This window comes from Pedobacter sp., assembly GCF_035317785.1.
In the GTDB taxonomy this organism is placed as follows: Bacteria; Bacteroidota; Bacteroidia; order Sphingobacteriales; family Sphingobacteriaceae; genus Pedobacter.
The window spans coordinates 1-23122 of record NZ_DATHGC010000178.1 but is presented as its reverse complement, the minus strand read 5'-3'; the positions used below and the strand labels follow the sequence as shown (position 1 = coordinate 23122).

The window sequence follows — 23122 nt, the reverse complement described above, 5'->3', positions numbered from 1 at the left end:
TGTATGGCTGGGTTGATCTTTTTATAGTTATGGATTCCATGCAATTTCCATTTTAAAGATAGTAATTTACAGAATTAACCGACTCTCTATGCCAGCAAAGGAGATTTTTCATGGAATGCCGTCTAATTATGAAAAGATTGTTTTACCGATCTTTAGAATTCCCAGGGCAACCAATCCCGCGACCAAACCAATCGCGAACTCCTTAATGATCGAGGGAATATTTGGCAATAAATGGTGTAAGAATTCAATGTTGTGAGCAAAGATACCCCCTGAAACCAAAATCAAAGCAATAGTTCCCACGACACTTAATATCCTGATGATCACGGGCAGTGATTTCACAAGTAAATGACCAATACCGGCAAAGACGCCTTTATCGCCAGAGCTTTTGATCAATTTGTAGCCTGTATCATCCATTCTGACAATAATGGCAACAATGCCATAAACCCCAACGGTGGCCAATATTGCAACAACAGATACAGTTAAAATCTGTAAGGTCAGACTTTCCTCTAAAACAGTTCCCAGCGCAATAATTACGATCTCTACAGAAAGAATGAAATCAGTAGTGATCGCAGATTTGACCTTTGCTTTTTCTGCATCAGCACCATCTTGTTTAATCTCCGCAACTACCTCATGACCTGTCTTTGGACGATGAAAAAAATATTCAATTATTTTTTCAACCCCCTCATAAGCCAGATAAAGTCCTCCCAGTATTAAGGCAACCTTAATAGCAACCGGAAAAAACGCATTTAGTAACAACGCTATAGGAACAATAATAATTTTGTTAATCAATGAGCCTTTAGTAATTGACCAAAGCACAGGTAATTCCCTTGAAGACAGAAAACCAGTAGCTTTTTCCGCATTCACGGCTAAATCATCACCCAAAATGCCTGCAGTTTTTTTCGTAGCGATTTTAGCCGTCACCGCGACGTCGTCCATTAAAGCAGTTATATCATCCAAAATCGCAAAAAAACCTGAAGCCATATTTATCTCATTAATAATCCCGCAAAATACCTATTTTACTACTCTTTTTCACGATAGGCTTTTACCCACAATGGGGATAATTGCACGACATCACTTGAAAACATGATTACACTTTTGCCGATGGTCAGTTCAGCATGGGCGATAGTCCGGTCGTCACTTTTGAAAATCATCTTTTCCCTAGCATCAAAAACCTCTTTCATAAACCTGATAAACCCCTCGGCATCTTTAACTACCAGATAAGACATGACTTGCTGGTGATCATTTGGGAAATTTGGTGTTTTCATTATTGTAGAATTTGTAAATAAACAATAGTCAGTGTAATTTGTTGCATTCCATACTAGAAATACTTGGCGTAGGTTCCCAAAAATTTTATCATATTTATTCAAAGAATTTAATATAACATCCTTGAACATGAATTTACGCTCTGTTATTTTCGTAGTAACCACTTTATTCAGTACGCTATTTATTTCTTGCGGAAATGCACAATCTCCCCCAAAAGCAGGCCCATCATCTTCTGCCAAGCAGATTACCTATCCGGAGTGGGAAGAAGAAGCAAAAGTGAACATCAGGCTGCTGCCTAAATATGGAAATCGTCCTAAAACTGAGCAACAAAAGGAAGCTGACAATGAGCTCATTAATAACTATGTAAAACAAGAAGGAACAAGACACAAGGCTTCAGAAGTATTGATCAACCAGGGTTTTAAACATTTATATCAGGGAGATGCCAAAACCGCAATGTACCGGTTTAACCAGGCCTGGCTGCTGGATTCAACAAATGTGGATACATACTGGGGCTTTGGTGCTGTATACCATTCTTTAAAGCAATATGAACTTGCATTAGCGCAATATGATGAAGGATTGAGAACTGATCCGAAAAACTCAAAGATAATTACTGATAAGGCAACCATCTATATGGCAGATTTTCAGTTAAATAACGATACTTCTAAACTCAAGGAAGCAATAGTACTAATGGAACAATCCTATGGACTGGATTCAAAAAATCAGAATACCTTGTTTAAACTTTCAGTTTGTCATTTTTTTAATAACGATTGCAAGATGGCTAAAAAGTATTATAACGAATGTATGGCTCTTGGTGGCAAGCCTGTAACTCAGGAATATGCCAGGGCACTTAACGAAAGGTGTAAAGGCTGAGTTGTTGATGCCTATAATAATATTGCCCTTATGAAAATAAACACTAAGTATCTTTTTGCCCTGATACCATACTTAAACCTGCTTTTCGTTAATGTGGTTTTTGGAATAAACCCAAAAAGACAATATGATGCCACTCCGGATGCGATCGGTGTTGAATATAGCGTACATAAAATTCATATCAGCGACTCAGTAAAATTGAATTCCTGGGTATGCCTGCAAGCCGATAAAGGGAAACCATTTATCATAATTTCCGGCAGTGACGCAGGGAATATGGCGAACGCTCTAGGGCAAACGAAAGCATTGTACGATGCTGGTTATAATGTGATACTATACGACTACCGGGGGTTTGGGGAAAGCTCAGATTTTAACATCAACCAAAACATGGTTTACTACAATGAGTTTTCCGATGATCTAAAAAAGACCATTCAATACGTGAAAGCTACATTCACACCAAGTTCAATTGTGTTATACGGCATGTCAATGGGAACGATCGTTTCCCGTATGAATGCAGATTCTGATCCATTAATAAAGGGACTCATTTTGGATTCTTTTGTCATCGATCCGAAACTAATAGTAGAAAGGATATTCGCATTAAAAAACAAAAACCTTGTGTTACCGGACAACTCCATTGACTATTCCCGGGGGAATGAAACAGTTTTAAAAAAACCAGTGTTGATTTTCTCTGGTCTTAAAGATATTGTCACCAAAACAACTGATTATACAAAGTTTCTATCGAGGAACCGGGACTCGCAAATGGTTACCTGGGACTGCAATCATCTTGAATGTTTCACTTCGATGGGGTCAGAACCCAGCCTGTATATTGCTGCAGTAAAGAGTTTTATTAACAGCCTGTTGAAGTAAACATAAATTTTTATAGAGATTTCTATAAAAACTTTTTAAACTCCAATGCGACATTAATATGAGCCAGATGATGATTGAGATGCCATGCAGACATTGCGACGGCCTGCATCTGGCTAACGTCAAATGCCCGTATAGGGTGATAGTAAGCTATCTTCAACTCTTCCTCTGTCAGCGATCTGATCAGATACACATACCTCTTGGTGATGCCTTCAAGCATGAGTAATGAATCCTCAACGGGTGCAATCGCTCCGTCTTTCGTGTTGACCCAGGCATTCATATCAATAAGCGTTATAGTCTAACATGAAATCACCGCTTTGTCAAATAGTTGACAATAGCCTTGCTAGTCACCCCGGTACAGCTTAGACTACTTTTTGAAAGTGCTGTCTAACTTGATTGCTTCTTTTAAAAGCTTTTTTATTGGCTTTTCATCAATCTCTTCCGCGGTCTGGTAGATTTTATAAAAAATTTGCTTGTTAGTTCCGTGAGACAAAAAGCGATCTTCGTCATTTAATTTGTTCCCATACCAAAAACCTAAAAGAACTCCTTTTTTGATACCACCCCTCGGAACAGTTGAAGGCCAAATGATACATATACCTTTGTTGCCATAAAAAAATGGAACATTGTATGATATTTTCTCTTTGCAGTAATCAGGAAGAGATTCGATGACTATCTGTCGCAATACATCTACAATTATTTTTTCCTCCTCAGGTAGAATAGTAAACAGATCAACAAGGTTTGTGATTTTCATCGGAATTGGTTTTGGTAGAATACAAATGTCGGACAAAAAATAGCAATTTAACAATCGCAAGTCTCAGCGTTACTGAAACGGAGTAACTGTAATTGCCGAGGCTTCACCCCCTTTACCGATAGACGAGGAAAGATATACGGGTATACCGTTTTTCCAGAAGATAGCAACCGATTTATTCTGATAGGTAGCCTGTCCCGCGGTATAAACATCATTGCTAAGCACTGCGATACCAGATATTGTTGAATGAAGCTCAGAAAACAATGTTAATTTATCATTTTTATAATAGCCAGACCCCTTTGATGTAAGGGCAGCGAGATACACATCACTGCCAGTTACAGCAATATCGACTGCAATGATCCCAACAGTGCCGTCAGACACCCTTACAGGCGTGCCGTTTTTCCAATAATTAATAGCACCCGGACGAGGCTCCGTATAAGTCGCCGGGACATACACAATTCCATTTTGAACTGCAATGCCACCGGCATAGGAACCAAAATTGTTTTCAAGCCGGGTTGGCTCGCCATTTTTCCAATACACAGCAGACGCACCATTTCCTAACTGATACCCGGAGACATAAACATCCCATCCTTGCACTGCGATTGCTGCAGTACTTCCTGCGTTTGCACCCGGCAACAACGGGAGAGTAACTCTTTCCTCATTCTTCCAGTAAACAGGCCAGGTATCTACAAAACCTGTGATATAAACATCACCCTGATGGATCACTATGCTGCCGGTTGAAGCACTTGAATTATCGGTTGTTAAGTTTATCTGCACACCGTTTTTCCAATAGGTGGCGACATATTTGCCATTGGCGGCGGTAGTATAGCCGGCAACATAAACATTGTTGCCCTGAACAGCAATGGCAGTCGCCACGGCATTCCTGGTGCCACGGGTGAGGATTACAGGAATTCCATTTTTCCAGTAAGCCGCCTGTCTTACATAAGTTTCGTCATCGTAGGTACTGCCAGCTACATAGATGTTTTCGGTATAGACATACAAATCTGAAACTGAAGTGGTAGTCTGTGTCTGTGCAGTAACAGATATTTTTTGGGCTATGCCGACAATATCGGGCACAACAACCCTAATGAGCTTGCGGTTGGCAGTAATGATCTCTGCTGGTATTTGCTGCGATCCGCTGTCGAAGCTAACTTTGATACGGCTGATATCAGTATCGAAGTGATCTCCTCTGATCTCTATAATATCGCCAATGTGTGCTGATGGCGTAAAGCTGTCGATAACCGGGGCCCGAAGTTCTACGGATCTGAATATTTTATACCGGTTGGTGGCCAGATCTTCTATTCGGACATCTGATTTTTTATTGCGGAGGGTTGTTGGTATAATGCAGCTGATGGTACTGTCATCGGCGTTTACAATAACCGAGTTGAACAATTCGGTTTGACCGTCCTGCCTGTAATTCATGAAGGATACTTTAGTGTTTTTTACGCCAAAATTCCTTCCGCTAATGGTAATGGTATCGCCCAAATGGAAGGGGGGAAGGCTCACCTCATCGATAACCATGGGGCTGTTGCCGCTGTAAATAAAGCTTTTGGACAGACCGGTATACACAGCGTCCTGCCTTTTGACATATGCCCTGTAATAGTAAATTGAGCCGGAGTCGAGACCCTGTGTTATGGTGCTGCTGAATTCGGCGGTCGTCTTGATGGCAGATTTGTAAATGCCAATGATGTCACTGGTATCGCCGGGCGGAAAATCAGTTTTAGCCAGCAGGAAGCCCCGTTCGGTATAAGCTTCTTCTGAATACAGCTTTCCATGAAGTACCACACCTTTTGTATCCGGTATAGTGGCTTCAAGGGTTTCTATAATTTCCTTTTTTTCATCTGTTTTTATGGGTTCATCCTTTTTACAAGCGACGATTAAGATTATAGAGAGGATTAGAAGTATTCTTACCGAAAATCGCAGTTTCATTAGAGATCGTTAAAATTCAGTCCAAAGATAATAACATTTCGCTGTTACAAGTTTACCGTATCTTCAAAAATAAACCTGACAGGGCCGGCTAAACCCGCAGGCACCAGCTTGCTGTCTTTCCGGTAGTAATACCATATTGAAAATGCCTTGCGTTTCGATGGCCTGGGCTGATGCTTTATAAACCAGTCCGGATAAGATTTCATTGCTCTTCCGTTTTCAGCCCTGTCGAAACCCCATTCGAAATCCGCAGGCTGCTGTTCGTCTCCGATCAGGCGGTTTGCCTAGTTATTGGTCACCGTGATCTCTAAATCATTAGCTCCCGTCTTTATCACTCCCGTAACATTAACAATATAAGGCGGATACCACAACACACCCAGTGATTTTCCATTGATCTTCACAGAAACAATATCATTTAATGTCCCCAAATCGAGCATCACCTGCCGGTTAGCTTTTAAATCTGCCTTATCCATAAATACTTCTTTCTTGTAGACAGCTGAACCGGCAAAATAAGCGACCCGGGGATCATCCAGCTTGCTGAAATCTTTCAGCGCAGATAATGACACGGAAAAAGGGGCATCCAGTTTGGGATATAGCTTTACATTCCAGGAACCGTCGACAGCCTTGTACGAAGACGCGTTTATCTGCAATGTTTTTGTTTTTCCTGATGCATAACTGACCGTCGTTTTGCCGTCAATCACCTTTACCGATACGGCGTGATCCTGCAGATCAGCAGGCTTTCTGAAAACGACAAAGACCGGCTGAAAATCATTCAGTTTTAAATTTACAAAAGTCCGTTCATCGTCCTGCTTCCAAATCCCGGCATTCACGAAAGTTCCATCTTCAGCATTCCATATTTCAGGCTGCAGATTTTTCTGTCGGAAGGAGATCTGCAGATTTTGAGGCTTGTCATGCATGTTGGCCACATAATATACCTCTCCCTGATCGCCGCTGCGGTGTACGACTGCAATCGAACCGGCCGGGCCCACTGACCCCTCCGAATCACCAGATTCTACCCGATAATCCGGCTGATAGCCTATTGATTTTAAGGCCGCACTGATGGTGGGCAACAAGCGTTCAACAGCTTGACCAGACTGTTCATCTCCCCATAGTGAAGCAGTAATCTCTTTCAGAGACGTGTCACAGGATGGATAATTCTTTAAACTAGGCGACGAAGATGGCCTGCTGGCCACCACGGCAGCACCCTGACCGAGCAGGAGTTTTATTTTTTGTGCAGTTTCAGGCAGCATGGTACTGCCCGCAGGAAAAACAATAAAAGGATAGCTCCTCCCGGAAGGCAAAACAATCCTTCCATCCGTCACTTTCAACTCTTCCCTCAAAAAACCCCGCATGGAGATCAGGTCCGCATTTCCCTGCAATTCATCCACACACAGATAATCGGAGATATGCTGTCCGTATTGCAGCAGTACTTGCGAACGTGCCAAAAACTGAAAAAAAGCCTTACCGGGCTCGGCCCAGGTCTGATGTCGTCCAAAATGCGTTCCCCACCAGCCCATGCCCATGCCCGGCTGGTACTGGTCATCGAAAGGCTGATGTACCCAATGGTGCAGTATCAGCCTGTTCACACCCGAGGCAAACGCACCGACAGCCGCAGGTTTTAACGAAGCCGGATCTTCCGTGTATTTGCTGATGCCTGGAGCGCCCGTAAAAGCCTCCGCACCAACTATCCTTTTACCCGCCGCGCTTGCGGCAGCCGGAATTCTGGCATCTATAGCACCTCGGCCGTCAGACCAGAATTCGCCCATGGGCAAATCGGCAAATACAGCCCCCTCCACAGTATTAAACGGGCCCTCATAAGGCTCCCATTGGAGTTGCAAACCCGCATCATGCAGCGCTTTCTTTCCAGTCGCCCAACCATTGTCAAAATACAATTGACTGATCACATCCTGATAATCCCATTCAAACCGCTTGGTCTGCGCTTCATCAAAACGGACACGGCCAGCTTCTTTTGCCGCTGCAGATTTATATTCGTTGGTGATGGCCGCTGTAAACGTGGGCAGCCAGGGCAATGGATCATAACCTTTTCTACTGATAAATTCCTTCCTGAACTCCGGCGTCCAGTTCTGATATCCTGCTTCATAGCTGTCAATCAGGACATGCTTAAAACTTTTTCCCAGGTACTCCCCAAGATGACTTTTCAAAGGTTCCAGCACATTTTTCCAATGGTATTCAGACTGCTCCCTGCTCATTTTATCCGCCTCAAATGTTTTGCCTATAATGTCATCGGGCAGGGGATGAGGTATAGACATGGTTGGGGCATAACCAAATCTGTAAATGATCCAGTCCCCCTTAGGAAATGACTTGATTTGGTTTCCCGTGCTGTTAAAATATTTTGTAAAATCCAGAGGCGACTTAAAATGCGCAGCATCTGCCATAGGAATCGCCAGGTAAGCAATGTCCTGATACCTTGTTGAGGGGTTTCGCGGCAGCACGATGGAACCCCATCCTTCTGATATTACTGGTTCAGGTTTTTCAATCGTGATCTTTTCAGACTGCCGTTTGACCATCAACTTCCTCCATACCAGTTTCTGCATCCCTCGTTGTTGATCTATCCAGGGTCCGCCGGTCGTAGAGTATCCAGGGGAGTTGTGCAGGCCGATTTCCAGACCAAGCCGGTCCGCCTCCGAGGCTGCAAATTTCAATGCCTCCCAGTAAGCCGCACTGCGATAAGTTTGCTCCGGCCATGGGTTGTTTAATGTTGGCGCGTGCGATTCCTGTACAGCAGAGGCGATGTTAAAAATCGTCGCGCCGCCTATACCTTGTTCCTTCATCGCTTCAAGGTCTTTTGTAATCCCTGTTTTGGAAAAGTTTGAACCCATCCAGTGCCACCAGACATAAGGCTTCGAGGTTGCCGGAGGATGTTTAAACAGGCTATCCAGCTGCTGTGCATCGGCAGATAGACAAAACATCAGGCAACATGCAATGGAGAGCGTTCTGAGCATTCTTAAAAGTAACAATGATCTTTAGTAAAAGCAAACTGTACCCAACAAATATCTCTAATTGCCTATCGATATTTTGTCTCAAAGTCCTTGTAAGCTTCCTTATTGCCTTTAAACCAGGTGTAATAATAATTGAAAATTATACCCGACATCCCATCCGGATCTGAAAATCCACGTTCTTTAAGGTAAGCAGATAATCTGGAGCCACTCCAAAGCCCCCAGTTGTTTCTTATCCACATGCCCATTCCATGATGATATATTCCCATTTGTCCCGGTCTTTTCATCGCTTTAATTTCACTAACTGTTTCCGGTTTCAACATTTTATCAAGTTCCGTAAAACAGTCTTCCATATTTCGGGGAATGTACACATGGTTAATGGAATCCAAAGTCAATCTGCGCGCAAATTCTAATTTTTTGGCAGTTATTTGCAGTTCAGCAGCTGAGTCAAGAGGTTTTCTAAATGAACTCAGGAACAGGAAACGTTGTTTGTCCAGTTTTAGTGAAATCATTCCAGCTTCAAACCTGGTTGTTAGAAAGAATTTTGCAATCAACTTTTTGTCAAATATGGAATCCGGCTCAAAATTGTCAAAAGAAAACACACCATCCCGGGTTAAATATCCGCTGAGCCGTAAATGATACAACTTGTATTGAGCGATGTCCCTGTCATCAAATTCTACAAACTTCATCCCAACTATTTTTTCCAATGTGTCAGAAACTATCGTTGATCCGCCTTTAATTTTAAATTGACTAATACGCTTATTAGACATATCGGCATCATCGAAAACGGAGGTACTTCTTTTATAATTTCTGATATGAGCATAGATGCTGTCAAAAGGGAGCTTTTTCAAAATCTCTGCACCTTTCACATCAAAGACTGTTACCATCCTTTGTGAATCGGTAAAATAAAGGGTGTCGTTGTGGTTCAATACTGAGTTTTTATTCAGGAAAAGTTCTTGTTCATCAACACCTTTCCTGGCTATTTTATGATAACCACTGTCTGGGGTAGTTATGTAGTCAAAAACCTTGCTGTTATTGTCGTAGAAAAATTGAGAGTCTTCGTCCACAGTATCGCAGCTTGTGAACTCAATCTGGTTAAAATCCCTGAAGAGTTTGCCTTTTTTATAGATAACAACGTTCTTAAATGCAGGATATGGAAAGTGATTTTGTGATAGATAGGCAACCATTGATCCATCGTTTGAAATGGTCAAAAAGTAAGGTTTATTGACGAACAAATCAAAGGAGCGGTCAATTTTGTACAACACTTTATTGCCTTTGAAAACTGTAGACACACCCTTAGTATTATTACTTCCGAAACTGTAGGAAACAGATTTAATCGAAAACTTTTTATTTTGGGAATGAGTTATGGTAATCGGCAGTTGGGCAAAAAGCGATTGACTAAAAAGAAAGAATAAAATCAGAAGGTGCTTCATTAGGTCCACTTTACAGGCCGATGCAAAATACTAGAATTTACTTACATTTAATATATGGAAGTTTTCATCGCTAAATGAGTTGCCTTAAAAACATCTGATCAATCATGTCAAACGACTTTTATTACAAATTCATTAATCCAGAGGGCGCCCTTGCCGACTTTGTAGAAAGTATCGGCATGTTCCATAATCCGTCAGATGCGCCAAAAGAAGTGGTGGTCTTGCCCGACGGCAGAGTCGATTTATTTTTTGTAAAATCTGGTCAGGCTCCTTTACAAGTGATGCTCATTGGGTTGGAAACCGAAGCCGAACAAAGAAGCATCCCACCGCAGATGCTTGTTTTCGCGATTAGCTTTAAGCCGCTCGCTGTTGAATACATTTTGCAGGCACCCATTGCCGGGTTTTTAAATAGCGCGACAGATCTTCCCGACGACTTCTGGGGCTTCAACGAAGATGACCTAAAGGATTTCGACGTGTTCTATAAAAAGGCGACAGAGAAAATAACCACACTGTTGCCACAAGAAGCAGACGAGCGGAAACGTATGCTGTTCAATTTGATTTACACTTCGAAAGGCGAAATGAGCGTAAAAGAACTCTCAGAAAAGGTGTTTTGGAGCAGCAGGCAGATCAATCGCTATTTCACCCAGCAGTTAGGACTTTCATTGAAAGCATATTGCGATATTTTGCGCTTCAGGACCTCACTTGAGCACATAGCACAGGGAAAATTGTTCCCCGAACTCAATTTTACAGACCAAAGCCATTTCATTAAAGAGATCAGAAAGTTTTCAGGTGTTGTACCAAAAGAGCTGTCCAAAAACAAAAACGACCGATTTGTACTATTATCTGTGTTAAAGGAGAAATAATTTTGTGCCGTTCAATAAACTGAAGGTATGAAATTAAAGAATAAACAAGTCGCCATTGTGGGCGGGGGTCCTGGAGGGCTTACACTGGCAAAGCTCTTGCAGCGCAAAGGCGTAAACGTAAACGTATATGAAAGAGACCTCAATAAAGATGCCCGGGTGCAAGGGTCACCACTCGATTTGCATGAAGAATCGGGATTAGCAGCACTGCGCAAGGCAGATCTGCTGGAAGCATTTAAGCAGAATTATATGCCAGGTGCAGATCGAATGATCGTTGCAAACGAACTAGCGGAAGTATTTTTAAGCGATCACGAAGGCAAGCCGGAAGAAGACTTTGGCAACGAATATTTTCGTCCTGAAATAGACCGGGGTGCGCTTAGAAAGATCTTGCTGGAGTCCCTGCAAGTCGATACAGTAGTGTGGGACAGCCATTTTCTAACCATGGAGATACAAAATGAAGGCTGGCTCCTGCACTTTAAAAACCGCCCATCAGTCTATGCCGATCTGGTCATCGCCGCAGATGGCGCCAACTCTAAAATACGCCCCTACATTACTGATATTAAACCGTTCTATTCTGGTATCACGATGCTTGAAGGCAATATTTATGATGCCGAAGAAACGGCACCTCATATCAATGCATTGCTCAATGGCGGCAAGATCATGGCATTTGGAAACACAAAGAACCTGCTGCTCGGTCAAAAAGGCAATGGAGAGATCAGTTTTTACGCAAGCTTCAAAGCAGGAGAGGACTGGGCAGCGACCAATGGTTTAAACTATCATGACCGCACACAGCTGCTAAACTGGTTTAAAACAACATACCCCGAATGGAGCAGCATCTGGCATGAGCTATTTGAAAATACAGTAGTCCCTTTTATTCCCCGCCCGATCTATTGTACACCGTCCGACCAAAACTGGGACGCCTTACCTAACCTCACTATGCTTGGCGATGCCGCACACGTGATGCCCCCCTTTGCAGGAGAGGGTGTAAACATGGCCATGCTTGATGCACTTGAATTGAGTGAATGCTTAACCACCGGTCAGTACAGCTCCATACAGCATACCATCTCTCATTATGAAACGGATATGCGCAAACGGGCAGCAATAGCAGCAAAAGAATCGCTTGAAAATGGTGAGCGGATGCATTCAGCAAGTGCCCTGCAGGACATGCTGGATATGTTTGGCGCACACACTTGATGCCATTCTAAATTAACCCTTGCAGGACGCAGGATTTAATCAGCTGGGCGGTGTTTTTGCAATCAGACTTTTCTAAAATATTCTTCCGGTGTTTTTTCACAGTTGATTCGGCAATGAATAATTTATCGGCTATTTCTGCACTACCCAAACCCTCCGCTATGTTTTTAATGATATCGATTTCCCTTTTCGAAAATGAGGCGGGAACATCGGTGCTTCCATCAAGACTTAAATTCATGTACGAGGGTTCACCATGTAAACCAATAAGCGAAATTTTATACGTGGGAATACTACTAAGATGGTCAATCCGTGTGTGAATATTCAGTGATTTTCCATACCCTCCATTTTCATCCAGCGTAAGCATAAGTGCCTGATGATTAAATAAAGCATACTGATTATTTCTTAACCTGGCCCTATGGCTGTAACTGATTTTATAACTCATTAACTTTTCCCGGCCAACTTTCTCTAAAAAGAACCTGGTTAAAAAATCTTCTGCTTTAATTACAAAACCAATATCATCTGGATGAATAGCGCCCAGTATATCATTAAACGAAGTGTTTTCTGGATTGAAATCATGCATTTCATACAATGAATCACTAATATGAGAAAGAGACATATCGTAGAAATCAATGATGTAAAAAGAAAACGGGCCTGTACTAACGATTGAATTTGTAAGCTCATTGAAAGATATCTGATGGTTGGTCGTTTCCTTTACTGCTCTATTGGCTGACCAGACATTGTGTAGTGTTTGTAATTCGGGTTTCATTCAAAAACGTTTCCCGAATATAGCGTTAAAGCTGTAAATATCTATATCATAACTATCAATATTGTGCAGTTACAATTTGATACAATTGAACACCCAAAAGTATCCAATAGTCTTGCACGAATAAATACTCATTTATGGGTATTTATTCAAGCTTTAAAAGCCAATTTTCTTTATTTATCTCCACGATTATGGTGCACCCATCGGGCTTCAATTGTGCATCAATCACCCTGAAAAAATTGCCGGTATCATTGTTCAGAACGGCAACGCACACCGTGAAGGTATGGGGCCTGAATGGGACGAATATATTGAGTATTGGTACAACCCGACTGCTGAAAAAAAGAAAAAGCTGATTAAATTTTTAAGCACAGAAGGTATAAAAAACCAATACTTTGGCGGACTTCCCGAAGAAATATTACCCCGGGTCAGTCCGGAATTGTGGATGCTGGACTGGGAATTTCTGAAAAGACCAGGCAATATCGAAAGGCAGTTTGAACTCAATTGTGATTTCAAAACTCACCTTGAAATGTTTCCTTTTTACCAGGAGTATTTTCGCGATTCATCGAGCTCTTCTCAACATGGGCTGTACAACAGGCGAGCTGCCGGAATGAATTTCGCCGATAATCTCGAAACCGTGACGCTCATACAGCGAAACATTTTTAGGATTTGAAGATTCAAGATATGCAATTGATCCATCGCGGTCAACGGCCTTGAGTGCTTCAGTCATCAGTGCAGAGCCTACTCCCGCACCCTGATGCGTCGGGTCCACACCGATCATCGGCAAGTACCAGTGCGGTTCCGTTGGATGAAATCTTTCCATTTGCTCAAAAATTCCCTGCATATCCTCTTTTATATCGTCATCAGTGTTCTCGTCGAACAGCCTCTTTAAGGAGTCTTCATCGGATTTGGCACCGGGCGGCAACCATAGGGCAGCTCCGGTGAAACCATTGGTAATGTAAGCCGTTCCCTTCTCGAACGCACTTCCACCGAAAGCCTTCGTTATCGAAGGGAAAGCTGCCAAAAATCTTGCCGGGTCCGGCAGGGACCATCGGGCCATGGGATCAACGCTGAATGCCAACGTTAATACGCCAATGGCGCCGGCTTGATCCGCTGCCAAAGCTGCTTTTATGATCGTGTTCTTGTTGTCTGCCATGGATTTGTTTTTTTAGCTATAAAAACAAAGGCATCGTATAAATGTTTGAAAAGCCAACCAGGGTGCTTTTATGATACTTTATTCCTAATTTAGCCTTTGCGGCTTGGAGACATCCTGCCTGGCACCAATAAAAATATAGAAATCATAACCCGTCTAAAAATGATGAGATTTACTTCATTACTTTGTTTAACGCTTCTGGCAATCAGCAACATCAACAGTACCGCACAAATTATCACAGGTGCCGACCAGACCGAAAAATATTTGTCCCATCTAAAAGGAAAACGAATTGGTCTGGTTGCCAATCAGAGTTCCCTGATCGGCAAAAAAAGCAGCGTAGACAGTTTGAAGAGCCTTGGAATTAAAATTGTAAAAGTGTTTGGACCAGAGCATGGTTTTAGAGGCAATGCCAGCAATGGAGCGGTGGTGGGTAATGAGGTAGATGCTAAAACCGGTATTCCAATCATTTCGTTATATGGCAAAAACGAGAAACCAACAAAAGAACAATTAGCAGATGTCGACCTGATGGTCTTTGATATCCAGGATGTGGGCTGCCGCTACTATACCAATATCAATACGCTCGAGTATGTGATGGAAGCCTGTGCGGAAAACAACAAAGAACTGCTCATTCTTGACAGGCCCAATCCAAACGCATATGTAGTAGACGGGCCGGTCATGACTGATGATAAATTTAAATCTGGTATAGGGATCCATTATACGCCCATGACCCATGGCATGACCATTGGCGAATTTGCACAATACCTTAACGGAGAACGATACCTGAAAAAACAATGCAAAATAAAGATTATCAAAGTGGCCAACTATGATCATGACATGCCATACATATTACCGATAAATCCCTCACCCAATTTGAATACACAGCAAGCCGTGATGCTTTTCCCGAGCTTATGTATGTTTGAAGGAACAGCCATCAATGAAGGCCGGGGAACTCATATGCCATTTACCATATTGGGAGCACCCGCACTAAAAGGCAAGTATTCATTTTCATACAAGCCGGTAAGTATTCCTGGAATGAGTGAGCGGCCAAATCACAAAGACACTGTTTGCTATGGCCTTGACCTTCGCAATTATGACATTGACAAGCTTCGGAAGAGCCGCCAGATTGATTTATCATTAGTGATTGAACTGTACAAAGCCTACCCGGATAAAGCCCGCTTCTTTGGTCAGGAAAGGGCTAATACAGGCGTATCTCCCTTTGATTTGCGCATAGGCACCGATCAATTGAGAAAACAGATCATAGCAGGAGTGTCCGAAGCAGACATCAGAAAAAGCTGGGAGCCTGGATTGCAGAAGTTTAAGGCGATAAGGGCGAAGTATTTGCTGTATCCGTAACCTAAATATAAAATATTAAGGCGCAAAAAAACCTGTACCATTTTTTAATAGTACAGGTTCATCATTCCTATTTGATTACGCCAAAGATTAATTGGCCTGAACTAAAAGTATGATGGTTAAAATTATGGTCCTAGATTATATTATATCATTTACGTTACGTAACAGAGATGATATAATGGGATATAAATTCCACTCAAAAATCAAGCAAACTGCGCATTTAATGACTGCCGCTATGTATTTTGGAAATAAATATTAAACTAAAGTAATAATACACGTGAAATTCATCATACGCAACCGGTCTATCATATTATACGGGACATCCCTGGCTGTTTTGTTGTTGACGATGAAATGGCTGGAATGGCGTCTCGTTGTCATTGACCATGCTTTTGAATTGTATGCAGGTGCCCTTGCCTTGATGTTTACCGCGCTTGGTATCTGGCTGTCAAGGAAATTGACCCAACCCAAAACCAATACGATAATTGTGGAGAAGGAGGTAGTTGTTGATACCAAAGATTTTATATTGAACGAAGCGGAGCTTGCCCGCCTGGGCCTGACCAAACGTGAAATGGAAGTATTGCAAGCTATGGCTGACGGCCTGAGCAATCAGCAGATTGGCGAGCGCTTGTTTTTATCATTAAACACCATTAAAACACACTCGTCAAAAGTGTTTGAAAAACTGGAGGTACAGCGCCGTACACAGGCTGTTGAAAAGGCCAGGAAATTAAAAATTATACCCTAATCTTACTCACCTTTTAGTATTAGAAATGCTATTTTTATCAAAATCATACTAAAGTATGAGGTTAATGATACGGCAAAAACTCAACTTTGAGGCCTAAACTTAATTGAAATCAACATGAAAAGAAATGTACTTGTTTACGGATTGATATCGGGTATCTGCGTGGCCACCTTTATGGCTGCCTCAATCGCGTATTGTTACAATAAGGACTCATTTGAAGGCAGCATGCTCCTTGGCTATGCAGCCATGCTGCTGTCTTTTTCACTAATATTTGTAGGAGTGAAAAACTACAGAGACAAATTTAATGGTGGTATCATCAGCTTTGGTAAGGCTTTTTTAATGTCTATTTACATGGCACTCATTGCCTCAACACTGTATGTTATCGGCTGGATGATTGCTTATTATAATTTCTTCCCTGATTTCATTGATAAATTAGCAGCCTACCAGCTGAGTCCCGCTAAAACAAGTCAAATGAGCCCGGAGCAGATAGCCGCCATTCGCGAACAAATAGACATGTTTAGAGAATGGTACAGTACCTGGCTTGGCGTCGCAGGTGCCACATATATGGAAATATTGCCGGTTGGGCTTCTGGTAGCTATCATCACAGCCCTGGTACTAAAACGAAAAACTCCGAAAGCATCTACAATATAGAAACCTTCATAGATTCTCAAAACCTGCTAGTGCTGTCGTTTGCGCGTTTGTATTGAAAAGCACACCGAGCGCAATCAGAATTAATAATAAAAGCGTTTTCATCGTGAGCGAGTATAAATTCTAATTTAAGCAATAGGATATAGAATGCAAAAATTAGTTACTCTGCAAAGACGATCCTCTTGTGGAATTCTTAAAAAAATAGCATCATTGCAATATGCGCTTCATTTTGTACACCGTCGTCATCCTGTCATTTGCTTTCCAATCTGCATTTTGCCAGGACCCATATCTGGACAGGCTTTCGATAAGCGGTACAGTTGGCGAACTGGGCATTTCACCGGGCGGAGACCTCTGGGTTGCAACAGCAGCAGGGAAGGTATATTACAGATCCCGGGCTGATCAGCTATGGCGGGAGAATAAAATCAGCGCGAGTGATGATGACTATTCTTCGAATCACTTCGAGCGCGTCAATTTCCTTTCAGACAGCACAATAATCCTGTCTGGATTTCTGCAGCAGGACGGAAAGCAGGATTTTGTTTTAAGGACCGAAGACTATGGCAAAACCTGGACAAAGGTCAGGTTTGGAGCAAGCAGCTGGCTTGACGGCGCGCACTTCAGTAAAGATGGTAAAGCCTGGATGACTGGCAATTCACAATACATTTATTATACAAACGACAGCGGCAAGACCTGGCAAACATTTGATAAAATTGAAAAGACAGGAAACCTTAGGCTGATCTCTATGTACTTTAAAAAAGATGGTAAAACGGGACTATTCGGTTCCACCTGGAATTCACTATACCTGACAACTGATAATTGTGTGACCTGGAGTAAAATTCCGACGCCGCTAACCCAAAAGAAATATACACGTATTTCAAAAACAAATCATCCGGCAATAAGAAAAATAAGGTTTTTAGGTAACCATTATATCATAAGGCAGGAGGGTAGGACCTTCATTACCAAAACAGATCAAATTGAATGGCGGTATCTTCCGGAAATCGAAGACTTCGAAGTGACTGAAGCCGGAAACCTTTATACGATACAAAAAGACCAGAGCATTCAGCTCTATGATTCTGAATTTTCAAGCATCTGGATGTCTGATCGAAAACTTCAGCTGCCGGCTACCGCAATAGCTGTTCAAGGCGAAAGACTGTTTGCCTTAACTGACGAACAACTCTATCAGATCAGCCCAGACAATTTTGAAAGTACTGAATTGCTAAAAAACAACAGCATCATAGCTGAACCTGGTTTGAAACTGCGGATTGACAATGAAGATTATTGTTTTGACCGAAAAGACGTGTTGAAATATGATACAGTGAGAAAGCAATGGTTCAGGTATATGCAGCTTGATTTTTATGTCACAAATGCCACCGTCGTGAATAGCAAATTACTGATTTCAGATCAGACCTTTAATAACTTTTATGAGCTGAATTTGCAACAAAAAATTTTAGCACCTTCACGTTTACCAGATAAAATAATCGACCTCAAAGTCAATCCTATTGTGGAATTTCATTTTGAGGAGGGCAGTCAGGGATGCTTTCATCAAAGCAATTCTATCAGGTCTTTTTTGCGGAAGGATGATCAGTTTATCATCAATAGCAAAGCTTCCCGCGGATCATATCTGCCAGATCTGAATAAAACTATTGATGCAGATATCATAGACTCCCTGGCTGGTATGATCGATGGCTTCAGGATGGATAAGCTAACCGTCGAAGACTTAAAGATAAGCCATCGGGATATAGCACATTTCAAAAAATATATTGATCAGCAAGCGGAGCAAATTAAGAAAAAGGGGCTGGATGAGTATCGCATTGATGAAACGGTGTACACCTTTCCCGGAGAAAATACTGACTTCAGTTATTATAAACAGGTTGCAGACTCCATATTTTCACTATCTCCTGAAGTGATCAGCAGTACATTTGCACAGCCTGACAGCTATTGGAGCACAACAACCAACACAAGAAGAGTAATTTTCATTTTTAAAGATGGCAAAAGACTTATTGCCGGAAACTCCTATAACCATCCAAACTACCTGTTTATGCCCTGGGAGGTGGGTTACGAGCAGCTAAAACTCAAATCCAATTCCATTCAGTTCAGTCAGGCCATTGATCGTCTAACCCATGGCGGCTTCTTTGGCCGGGATGCCCGGGATAAGAATTATGCAATATTCAGGATAGCAGACTACCTCTACAGACAGCGCATCACTAAATAACCATCGGCTTTCCAGCGATCCCAGGTGCCGGTAAGTATTGAGCAGCAGCACGCCTGTTGAGCGCGTAAAAATGACTATTTTAGGGGGCGATTATGTCAAAATAACCCTTTTTATTGTCTGTTAAGAATTACTTTTCTTATTTTCCCATCCGAGCCTTTAAGCGTTAAATTGACTCTGTTTTTTGCGTCAAAAAATTTAGATGCCTTTACTAAGTCGCATAAAGAAAACCGGGTATAATCCTGGTCATCTACAGATATGACCTGGTCGCCCACATTGATCCTGTCTTTTAACTCCTGATCCCAAAGCATGCCGATGGCTACTTTATTGTTTTTAAAGGCGAGCGTTACCGGAAAAGATCCGGCGTAAAGATCCAGCGGTGATTGAAAAGGCTCAAAGTAGAATTTTTTGTTGATATAGTCGAGTGTGACCGTTCCGTAATTTAACAGTTCAGATCCGATCCTGGAATCTTCAGCCGGAGTGGTTTGGACATTTACGTTTTTAAAAACAGCACCATTGAGACTGACTTCCGGTGTCCGTAAACGATAGGTTGTGGTGTCTTTTTCTATGCCATGCGCACTCACACCGGTGCTGCCTTTTGACTTTCCCAAAACTGTAAAAATTTCCTGGTTTTCGCATAGCGCATAATGCTGCAAAGCAATGGAAAAGAATCTGCTGTCGCCTGTATCGAACACCATGGGAAGGTTAACACTGCCTTTATCCTTCATCTGGGTGATGACCAGGGGGGTGCTTTGCGTTTGGTTTAAATATAGAACAGAAGAAGGCTTATTATTCAAATTCAGTTTCTCTGGCTGATCGGTCAGCGTTATTTTGTGCTCTTTTGATGAAAAGCGAACGATAGAATTTCTAAGCATATTGCTGCCTATGATGCCATCAAACTTATCACAATCAAAGACAAACTGATCCTTCGCAATCAGCGTAGGGACATCATTAAATACCACATTGCCAAGGGTTATTCCACTCACCGTAATGATGCTTAAACTGTCTACCTTGCCACTGGCATCCCAAATGGCTGCTTTTCTTACGGTATCCGGATTAAAATTTGCTGGCGTTATATCTCTAAGCACCGCTTTACTGATTACATTGGGTGCTCCGGTATCCAGCAGAAAACGGTATGTTTTGCCGCCAAGCGTCACTTTGACAACCGGTGATCCACCGGTATTGTCATAATCAATTTCAGTAAAATAGTTTTTTTGGCTGGTTCCTCCGGAGTTTAAAGAAAGGTATCCCTGCGCATTGGCTGAAATGACAGTAAAGCTGAGCAAAAGTGCAGCAAAAAGGGTTTTGATCTCTGGCAGTTTGGACATGGTATATTTATAGCGTATAATCTCAAGCTAAAATAAGACAATAATCACAACTCATGAACTATTGCTCTCCTATATCTTCCTTCAAGACTCTAGCCAGGGACATGGTGTGTTGTTGTCTTTCAGAAATAAGCAATTCAAAAAAACTGCGGGATCAGTTCATCAGTAGAGATGTCGTTTTTCAATACCTATGTATCAGCTCGCTGGCAGAGAGTACAATATGGAAATTTTCACTCTTCGATCACGGTCCGGTTTTGAAAACAAAGGTACCCCACAGCTGCGGCGTGAGTTCTGCTTCGCTGGCCAGGTCAGAAGTCAGGCCGGTCGATTTATTATTCCAGTAAAGCCGCTGCATGGTTTGAAAACCATTGCCCCGCAAAATGCCGATATCACCCTTGATACTCTGGCCCGCCTGTGGCTGCAACCGGAGCAAACTGAGCGGAACACTCAACTCGTAGTTTTTACCGTCTTGCGCCAGAACGATTTGCGTGCTGACGTTTTCCACGCGGTCTATGGTCGTGGTTTTATTGATCCCCAGATTGGAGATGAACTTAGTCGGTTCACCTCCCGCTTGAGCATCGTGCGTGCGATACAAAACTGCTGTTGGCTGGCCATCAACACGTGTCACCAGAAGGCGTTGGCCACCTTCTACATTGCCCAGCATCAAGTCGAGTGCACCACCAGTTTTAAACAGGTTGGGCAAAGACTCGGGCTTGTTGCTGAGCAGATTTGGGTCGCCGGTTTTCCAGGCGACATACAAACGGTCACCGGAAATGGCCATGGCACCTGAAGATTTCTTGTCGATGGGCACGAAATCGGAGTCCTTCCAGTCAGCCAGTTTGCCATCGGGAGTTGGAGCTACGCCAAGAATAGGGATGGCGAGCGGACCTTGTTTCTGAGCCTGCTGGCGTGCGGCTTCGCGTTGTACAAAGTATTGCTGCGCGGCTTCCAGCATTGCCACCGATACATTGAGTGTACCCAATGACAGGCGGCGAATTCCCTCCAAGCCATCCAGTCGCATAATGCTGGACGTACCCCCGGTGATATAAATATTGCCGTCCGAAGTTTGCGAAATCGTCGGCCAGAAATCTTCTTCTTTCAGGCTGTAATCATTCATCTTCCGGTCGCGCTGTTCGTCTGGTGCATTAAACGAAGCCACGCGCGTATCTTTGAACAGCGTGGTCACGAAAAGTCCGTCAGCAGTGAACAAATACACGTTGCCCTTGTTGCCGTTGAGCGCCCATAGGGGTCCGGCATCAGAGCCTTTGGGAGTAACGAAACCTCCAAGCAAACGCGTGGTACCCAGAAGCTGGCCGGGATGTTCGGGCAGGGGAGCGTCGTGGCTGGCATGAAGTCCATGCCAAACACTCGGATAACTCCATTTGGCCACACCGTTCTGCGCGCCACCAACCCCATACGGAGAGAAAGGCTTCGGCGCGTTGGTGAGTACCGTCCAGCCGTTGGGGGCAAGAATCACCTGGTCGCCGCCACTGGAAACCGGAGGTTGCGCACCTTCTACTAACACTTTTCCCCGGCTTAAATCATAGCGAGGAGTGCCTTTAGCATCGATACTCACAGGCGTAAAGCGTGTGGCCTTGTTGTTGAGGCGCCCTGCGATAAACGACAGGTCAGGCATCAACGTAATGCCGCCAGCCGCCTCTTCAGCAATGGCAAATTCCACTTCTGTGGGCTGAGCCTGAGCGTCGCCGTTGGTGTCCGACCAGGCGAAGGTGAGCTGGTCTCCCCTCCGATAACTTTCGGGCAACCGCGCACGAAAGGCAGCGGCGTTTGGCGATTCGAGAGGAGTGGGGCCAGTTTTAGCCCAGTCAAAGTCGATGCTGGGATCAACCTGGCGCACATTGTGGCTGGTGCCGCGCAAATCACCATAAACCGAGCCGGCGAAATAATGTCCCGTAATTCCTCCTGGTTGTTTCGCCTCAGACGTAGGGAAAAGCTGGCTCGACGGCACGATTTCGCGTGGTTGACCCGGGCCTTCCCAGAACAAGCGTGCCTGTGCGCCTGACCCGTTCTGATAGAACTCCATCGTGATGTCATAACGCTTTCCCGCTTCAAGAGTGATGGTACCAGAGTCTTCGCTGCGACCCTTTTCCTCCCAGCGGTCAATCAATTTTTTATCGCCGATCCACAAGCGCACGCCATCATCCGTTATGGTGCTAAACTTATAGGTCTGGCCATGCCGAGGCACGATTTGCCCTGTCCAGCGCACATAAAAGTACTGGTTGTAACCAGGCAGCGACCAGGCCAGGGCAGGCCAGCTGGAAGCGCTGCCAAACCCGGCACGTGGCACAGCAATGTTATTTTCCATGGTCCACAGGAAGCCAGCCTGAGCACCGCCGGTCGGATTGTTGTTAAACACATTGGTCAAATATTGGCGGCCACGGTGATAGAAAACTGTTTGTGGTTGTGTCGAACCAATAGCACCTTGCGGCAGATTTGCCGGATTCCATTCACCACGCGAATAAACATTGAGCAGGCGGTCGGTTCCCGCCTTCCAGTCGAGTTCAAAGGTCATTCCGCCACCTTCGCCAGCATAGTGGAACAGGTTCTTATTGCGCGGGTCGAGTTCGCCGCCGCCGCCATACTGGGAGGGGCCATAAAACGCGGAGACCAATTGCCCTTCGCGTGTCCATACGCTCAAGCGCTTAGGCGTAAAATCGTTTTCCGCTACCCAAAGACGATTTTGGCCGTCAATAGAAACTCCGGCCGGATTGTTCATGTGATTGGGGTCATACAATCCCGGCTTCGGCTTCCCGGCACGCCCGATCGACCGTATGTATTTGCCGCCTGGGCCAAACATTTTGACCTGGTGTGAATTGC

At 43.5% G+C, this 23122-nt stretch carries 20 protein-coding genes; 8 read left to right on the top strand and 12 right to left on the bottom strand.

Annotation, left to right across the window (positions count from 1 at the left end; genetic code table 11):
* Positions 1-126 precede the first annotated feature (126 nt).
* Both VK541_RS10980 and VK541_RS10975 read right to left on the bottom strand, forming a co-directional pair.
* Entirely contained in the window at positions 127-981 is an 855-nt protein-coding gene (locus VK541_RS10980; protein WP_324369963.1) for a DUF808 domain-containing protein, read from the bottom strand.
* A gap of 38 nt (positions 982-1019) precedes the next feature.
* Positions 1020-1265, bottom strand: a complete 246-nt coding sequence (locus VK541_RS10975) for a hypothetical protein (RefSeq protein ID WP_324369961.1) — start codon at positions 1263-1265, stop codon at positions 1020-1022.
* 127 nt (positions 1266-1392) lie between these two features.
* On the opposite strand from VK541_RS10975, the gene VK541_RS10970 reads away from it, so the two are divergent.
* On the top strand, positions 1393-2133 hold the full coding sequence (locus VK541_RS10970) for a hypothetical protein (RefSeq protein WP_324369959.1): 741 nt from the start codon (positions 1393-1395) through the stop codon (positions 2131-2133).
* Between the two features lie 30 nt (positions 2134-2163).
* Positions 2164-2994, top strand: coding sequence for an alpha/beta hydrolase (locus VK541_RS10965; RefSeq protein WP_324369957.1), 831 nt, complete (start codon positions 2164-2166; stop codon positions 2992-2994).
* 22 nt (positions 2995-3016) lie between these two features.
* Here the strand turns inward: VK541_RS10965 and VK541_RS10960 are convergent, their stop codons facing one another.
* The 6 genes from VK541_RS10960 to VK541_RS10935 all read right to left on the bottom strand — a co-directional run bounded on the left by VK541_RS10960 (position 3017) and on the right by VK541_RS10935 (position 10055).
* A complete protein-coding gene (locus VK541_RS10960) occupies positions 3017-3271 on the bottom strand; it encodes a hypothetical protein (RefSeq protein WP_324369955.1) in 255 nt (84 codons plus the stop codon).
* 87 nt (positions 3272-3358) lie between these two features.
* Positions 3359-3742: a DUF1801 domain-containing protein gene (locus VK541_RS10955; protein ID WP_324369952.1), complete on the bottom strand. Its 384-nt coding sequence runs from the start codon at positions 3740-3742 to the stop codon at positions 3359-3361.
* Positions 3743-3811: 69 nt separating this feature from the next.
* Entirely contained in the window at positions 3812-5668 is a 1857-nt protein-coding gene (locus VK541_RS10950) for an IPT/TIG domain-containing protein (RefSeq protein WP_324369950.1), read from the bottom strand.
* A gap of 44 nt (positions 5669-5712) precedes the next feature.
* A complete protein-coding gene (locus VK541_RS10945) occupies positions 5713-5871 on the bottom strand; it encodes a hypothetical protein (protein WP_324369948.1) in 159 nt (52 codons plus the stop codon).
* A 78-nt stretch (positions 5872-5949) separates the two neighbouring features.
* Positions 5950-8628: a glycosyl hydrolase gene (locus VK541_RS10940; RefSeq protein ID WP_324369946.1), complete on the bottom strand. Its 2679-nt coding sequence runs from the start codon at positions 8626-8628 to the stop codon at positions 5950-5952.
* A 62-nt stretch (positions 8629-8690) separates the two neighbouring features.
* A complete protein-coding gene (locus tag VK541_RS10935; protein ID WP_324369945.1) occupies positions 8691-10055 on the bottom strand; it encodes a DUF6794 domain-containing protein in 1365 nt (454 codons plus the stop codon).
* Between the two features lie 104 nt (positions 10056-10159).
* On the opposite strand from VK541_RS10935, the gene VK541_RS10930 reads away from it, so the two are divergent.
* Both VK541_RS10930 and VK541_RS10925 read left to right on the top strand, forming a co-directional pair.
* Positions 10160-10915 carry an AraC family transcriptional regulator gene (locus VK541_RS10930; RefSeq protein ID WP_324369943.1) on the top strand — a complete coding sequence of 252 codons (756 nt, stop codon included), beginning with the start codon at positions 10160-10162 and terminating at the stop codon, positions 10913-10915.
* A gap of 27 nt (positions 10916-10942) precedes the next feature.
* The gene (locus tag VK541_RS10925; RefSeq protein WP_324369941.1) at positions 10943-12106 is read left to right on the top strand and encodes an NAD(P)/FAD-dependent oxidoreductase; all 1164 of its coding nucleotides are present in this window, start codon (positions 10943-10945) and stop codon (positions 12104-12106) included.
* 7 nt (positions 12107-12113) lie between these two features.
* Here the strand turns inward: VK541_RS10925 and VK541_RS10920 are convergent, their stop codons facing one another.
* Together VK541_RS10920 and VK541_RS10915 are read right to left on the bottom strand one after the other, a co-directional pair.
* Entirely contained in the window at positions 12114-12869 is a 756-nt protein-coding gene (locus VK541_RS10920; RefSeq protein ID WP_324369939.1) for a helix-turn-helix transcriptional regulator, read from the bottom strand.
* 556 nt (positions 12870-13425) lie between these two features.
* Positions 13426-13923 (bottom strand): N-acetyltransferase, encoded by a 498-nt coding sequence (locus VK541_RS10915; RefSeq protein WP_324369937.1) that lies wholly within the window; start codon positions 13921-13923, stop codon positions 13426-13428.
* 255 nt (positions 13924-14178) lie between these two features.
* Between VK541_RS10915 and VK541_RS10910 the strand changes: the two genes are divergently transcribed.
* From VK541_RS10910 to VK541_RS10895, 4 genes are all read left to right on the top strand, one after another.
* Entirely contained in the window at positions 14179-15369 is a 1191-nt protein-coding gene (locus VK541_RS10910) for a DUF1343 domain-containing protein (RefSeq protein ID WP_324369935.1), read from the top strand.
* Positions 15370-15643: 274 nt separating this feature from the next.
* A complete protein-coding gene (locus VK541_RS10905) occupies positions 15644-16108 on the top strand; it encodes a response regulator transcription factor (RefSeq protein ID WP_324369933.1) in 465 nt (154 codons plus the stop codon).
* Between the two features lie 114 nt (positions 16109-16222).
* On the top strand, positions 16223-16756 hold the full coding sequence (locus tag VK541_RS10900) for a DUF4199 domain-containing protein (RefSeq protein ID WP_324369932.1): 534 nt from the start codon (positions 16223-16225) through the stop codon (positions 16754-16756).
* Between the two features lie 214 nt (positions 16757-16970).
* Positions 16971-18962, top strand: a complete 1992-nt coding sequence (locus VK541_RS10895; protein ID WP_324369930.1) for a WD40/YVTN/BNR-like repeat-containing protein — start codon at positions 16971-16973, stop codon at positions 18960-18962.
* Positions 18963-19072: 110 nt separating this feature from the next.
* Here the strand turns inward: VK541_RS10895 and VK541_RS10890 are convergent, their stop codons facing one another.
* Both VK541_RS10890 and VK541_RS10885 read right to left on the bottom strand, forming a co-directional pair.
* Positions 19073-20287, bottom strand: coding sequence for a retropepsin-like aspartic protease (locus tag VK541_RS10890; RefSeq protein ID WP_324369928.1), 1215 nt, complete (start codon positions 20285-20287; stop codon positions 19073-19075).
* 238 nt (positions 20288-20525) lie between these two features.
* Positions 20526-23122, bottom strand: a 2597-nt coding sequence (locus tag VK541_RS10885; protein ID WP_324369927.1) for a PA14 domain-containing protein, incomplete at its 5' end; no start/stop codon positions are given.

What these genes read in the sequence shown, in the direction of transcription:
- VK541_RS10980 (WP_324369963.1), bottom strand. Translation starts at nt 981, where the DNA reads ATGGCTTCAGGTTTTTTTGCGATTTTGGATGATATAACTGCTTTAATG.
- VK541_RS10975 (WP_324369961.1), bottom strand. Translation starts at nt 1,265, where the DNA reads ATGAAAACACCAAATTTCCCAAATGATCACCAGCAAGTCATGTCTTAT.
- VK541_RS10970 (WP_324369959.1), top strand. Translation starts at nt 1,393, where the DNA reads ATGAATTTACGCTCTGTTATTTTCGTAGTAACCACTTTATTCAGTACG.
- VK541_RS10965 (WP_324369957.1), top strand. Translation starts at nt 2,164, where the DNA reads ATGAAAATAAACACTAAGTATCTTTTTGCCCTGATACCATACTTAAAC.
- VK541_RS10960 (WP_324369955.1), bottom strand. Translation starts at nt 3,271, where the DNA reads ATGAATGCCTGGGTCAACACGAAAGACGGAGCGATTGCACCCGTTGAG.
- VK541_RS10955 (WP_324369952.1), bottom strand. Translation starts at nt 3,742, where the DNA reads ATGAAAATCACAAACCTTGTTGATCTGTTTACTATTCTACCTGAGGAG.
- VK541_RS10950 (WP_324369950.1), bottom strand. Translation starts at nt 5,668, where the DNA reads ATGAAACTGCGATTTTCGGTAAGAATACTTCTAATCCTCTCTATAATC.
- VK541_RS10945 (WP_324369948.1), bottom strand. Translation starts at nt 5,871, where the DNA reads ATGAAATCTTATCCGGACTGGTTTATAAAGCATCAGCCCAGGCCATCG.
- VK541_RS10940 (WP_324369946.1), bottom strand. Translation starts at nt 8,628, where the DNA reads ATGCTCAGAACGCTCTCCATTGCATGTTGCCTGATGTTTTGTCTATCT.
- VK541_RS10935 (WP_324369945.1), bottom strand. Translation starts at nt 10,055, where the DNA reads ATGAAGCACCTTCTGATTTTATTCTTTCTTTTTAGTCAATCGCTTTTT.
- VK541_RS10930 (WP_324369943.1), top strand. Translation starts at nt 10,160, where the DNA reads ATGTCAAACGACTTTTATTACAAATTCATTAATCCAGAGGGCGCCCTT.
- VK541_RS10925 (WP_324369941.1), top strand. Translation starts at nt 10,943, where the DNA reads ATGAAATTAAAGAATAAACAAGTCGCCATTGTGGGCGGGGGTCCTGGA.
- VK541_RS10920 (WP_324369939.1), bottom strand. Translation starts at nt 12,869, where the DNA reads ATGAAACCCGAATTACAAACACTACACAATGTCTGGTCAGCCAATAGA.
- VK541_RS10915 (WP_324369937.1), bottom strand. Translation starts at nt 13,923, where the DNA reads ATGGCCCGATGGTCCCTGCCGGACCCGGCAAGATTTTTGGCAGCTTTC.
- VK541_RS10910 (WP_324369935.1), top strand. Translation starts at nt 14,179, where the DNA reads ATGATGAGATTTACTTCATTACTTTGTTTAACGCTTCTGGCAATCAGC.
- VK541_RS10900 (WP_324369932.1), top strand. Translation starts at nt 16,223, where the DNA reads ATGAAAAGAAATGTACTTGTTTACGGATTGATATCGGGTATCTGCGTG.
- VK541_RS10895 (WP_324369930.1), top strand. Translation starts at nt 16,971, where the DNA reads ATGCGCTTCATTTTGTACACCGTCGTCATCCTGTCATTTGCTTTCCAA.
- VK541_RS10890 (WP_324369928.1), bottom strand. Translation starts at nt 20,287, where the DNA reads ATGTCCAAACTGCCAGAGATCAAAACCCTTTTTGCTGCACTTTTGCTC.